The organism is Pseudoroseomonas cervicalis ATCC 49957 (assembly GCF_000164635.1).
In the GTDB taxonomy this organism is placed as follows: Bacteria; Pseudomonadota; Alphaproteobacteria; order Acetobacterales; family Acetobacteraceae; genus Pseudoroseomonas; species Pseudoroseomonas cervicalis.
In genome coordinates this window covers 1-2,610 of sequence record NZ_GG770995.1, presented here as the reverse complement: position 1 = coordinate 2,610, position 2,610 = coordinate 1, and the positions used below count along the sequence as shown (strand labels likewise).

Sequence of the window (2,610 nt, the reverse complement as noted above, 5' to 3'; positions counted from 1 at the left end):
GGGCGGGACGGGCTGACGGCCGGGTGGCGGCCCGCAGGCGCTAGGGCGTCAGCACGACCTTGATGCAGCCATCATGCTTGTCGCGGAAGGTCTTGTAGGCCTCCGGGCCCTCCTCCAGCGACAGGCGGTGGGTGATGACGAAGGAGGGGTCGATCTGTCCTTCCTCGATCCGGTGCAGCAGGTCCTCGATGTAGCGGTTCACATGGGTCTGGCCCATGCGGAAGGTCAGGCCCTTCTGCATGGCGGCGCCCATCGGCATCTTGTCCAGCAGCCCGCCATAGACGCCGGGGATGGAGACGATGCCGCCCGGGCGGCAGGCCATGATCGCCTCGCGCAGCACATGCGGGCGGTCGGTGCCCAGCATCATCGCCGCCTTGGCCTTGTCCAGCATGGCGTCGAAGCTGGCGGTGGCGTGCGACTCCATGCCGACGGCGTCGATGCACTTGTCCGGGCCGCGCCCGGCGGTCTTCTGCATCAGCTGGTCGATCACCCCGCCCTCGGCGAAGTCGATGGTCTCGGCGCCGCCGGCGCGCGCCATGGCCAGGCGCTCCGGCACGGTGTCGATGGCGATCACCTGCTTCGCGCCCAGCATCAGCGCGCTGCGGATGGTGAACTGGCCGACCGGCCCGCAGCCCCAGATGGCGACGCGGTCCTCGGGCTGGATGTCGCAATTCACCGCCGCCTGCCAGCCGGTGGGGAAGATGTCGGTCAGGAACAGCAGCTGGTCGTCGCTGAGGCCGGACGGCACCTTCACCGGCGCGAAGTCGGCGAAGGGCACGCGCACATACTCGGCCTGGCCGCCGGCATAGCCGCCGGTCAGGTGCGAATAGCCGAACAGCCCGGCGGTCGGGTAGCCGAAGGCCTCGCGCGCCAGCTCCGGCTTGCGGTTGCTGCGCTCGCAGACCGAGAAATTGCCGCGCCGGCACTGCTCGCACTCGCCGCAGCAGATGGTGAAGGGCACGACCACCCGGTCGCCCACCTTCAGCTTCTTGTTGCCCGAGCCGACCTCGACCACCTCGCCCATGAATTCATGGCCGAGCACGTCGCCCTTCTGCATCGCCGGGATGTAGCCATCCATCAGGTGCAGGTCGGAGCCGCAGATGGCGCAGCTGGAGACCTTGATGATGGCGTCGCGCGGATCCTCGATGCCGGGGTCGGGCACGGTCTCGCAGCGGATGTCGCCCTTGCCGTGCCAACAGAGTGCCCGCATCGCCTGGTCTCCTGCCTGGGTGTCGGCGGAGCAACCGGGGCGAGGCCGGCAAGGTTCCGCCACGCCCCTGCGCCACGCGGCCGGGCCGCGCCCCGGCGCCGTCTCCGCGCCGCGCCGGGGGGGGCGCCAGGGCGGCGCAGGGGTGGAGGGAGGGGCCTGTCACGCCCCCGTCGATGCGCTGTCGTTTTTTTGCAAGAACCCCCGTTGACGGCGCCCCGCGCCTCTCATAAAAGCCCGCTCACGCCAAACGGCGGTTCGCCTCCTTGCCCAGGTGGTGGAATTGGTAGACGCGCTGGCTTCAGGTGCCAGTGACCGCAAGGTCGTGAAGGTTCGAGTCCTTTCCTGGGCATATCCCCCTTGCAGTAGTCAGGCAGTTCGGCCGCAAGGCGGCGCCGCCGGGCCAAACGCCCGGAGATGGCGGCATGGGACACACCCTTTTCGCGCCGAATGCCATGATCAAGCTCCACAAGCATGATTTGCCCGACGGGATCGATTTCGGCCCGGTGGTCGCCATCGACACCGAGACGATGGGCCTCGACCCGCGCCGCGACCGGCTCTGCCTGGTGCAGCTCTCGGCCGGGGACGGCAACGCGCATTGCGTGCAGATCATCCCCGAGAGCCTGGGCGGCCGCGGCGCCGATTGCCCGAACCTCAAGGCGCTGCTGACGCGGCCGGACGTGGTGAAGCTGTTCCACTTCGCCCGCTTCGACGTCGCCATCCTGCGCGCGGCGCTCGGCATCGAATGCGCCCCCGTGCGCTGCACCAAGATCGCCGCCAAGCTGGTGCGCACCTTCACCGACCGGCACGGCCTCAAGGACCTCTGCCGCGAGCTGCTGGGCGTCGAGATCTCCAAGCAGCAGCAATCCTCCGACTGGGGCGCGCCGGAGCTGACGCCGGAGCAGCTGGCCTATGCCGCCTCCGACGTGCTGCACCTGCACGCGCTCTGGGCCAAGCTGGAGGGGCTGCTGCGGCGCGAGGGGCGGCTGGAGCTGGCCGAATCCTGCTTCCGCTTCCTGCCTGCGCGCGGCCAGCTCGACCTGCTGGGCTACGAGGACCCCGATATCTTCTCCCACTGAAGGGCCGCGCGGCGCGCCGCGCTGGCATGCTTCTTGGTAGGCGGAGAGGCGGCACACCGCTTCCTGCGTTGACCCGGCCGGGCCGGCGCACCATACAAGGGGCGTGAGGTCGTCTCCCCCTGCCGGCCCGCGTGACCCGGACGCCCCGAGCGGCGCGTGCGGGACCGGCGCGGCCGGCCAGCAACGCCATCGGGCCAGCAAAGCCATCGCATGAATCCGTCCCTCCCCTCGCGCGACCGCCCGGCCGCGCCCCGCGCCGAGCGTGGCGCCGGCCTGAGCCGGACGCTGCTGCCCTCGCGCGCGCGGCAGACGCTGGATGCCGGC

General features: G+C 70.6%; 2 protein-coding genes and 1 tRNA gene. 2 read left to right on the top strand and 1 reads right to left on the bottom strand.

Going from position 1 to position 2,610, the window contains the following annotated elements; genetic code table 11:
* Window positions 1-40 precede the first annotated feature (40 nt).
* The gene (locus HMPREF0731_RS21115; protein ID WP_007006275.1) at window positions 41-1,210 is read right to left on the bottom strand and encodes a zinc-dependent alcohol dehydrogenase; all 1,170 of its coding nucleotides are present in this window, start codon (window positions 1,208-1,210) and stop codon (window positions 41-43) included.
* A gap of 265 nt (window positions 1,211-1,475) precedes the next feature.
* Here HMPREF0731_RS21115 and HMPREF0731_RS21110 point away from each other — a divergent pair.
* Both HMPREF0731_RS21110 and HMPREF0731_RS21105 read left to right on the top strand, forming a co-directional pair.
* A tRNA-Leu gene (locus HMPREF0731_RS21110) sits at window positions 1,476-1,559 on the top strand.
* A 73-nt stretch (window positions 1,560-1,632) separates the two neighbouring features.
* A complete protein-coding gene (locus tag HMPREF0731_RS21105; protein ID WP_007006274.1) occupies window positions 1,633-2,286 on the top strand; it encodes a ribonuclease D in 654 nt (217 codons plus the stop codon).
* Window positions 2,287-2,610: the final 324 nt, after the last annotated feature.

Coding starts and splice junctions, on each gene's coding strand:
- HMPREF0731_RS21115 (WP_007006275.1), bottom strand. CDS start 1,210: ATGCGGGCACTCTGTTGGCACGGCAAGGGCGACATCCGCTGCGAGACC.
- HMPREF0731_RS21105 (WP_007006274.1), top strand. CDS start 1,633: ATGGGACACACCCTTTTCGCGCCGAATGCCATGATCAAGCTCCACAAG.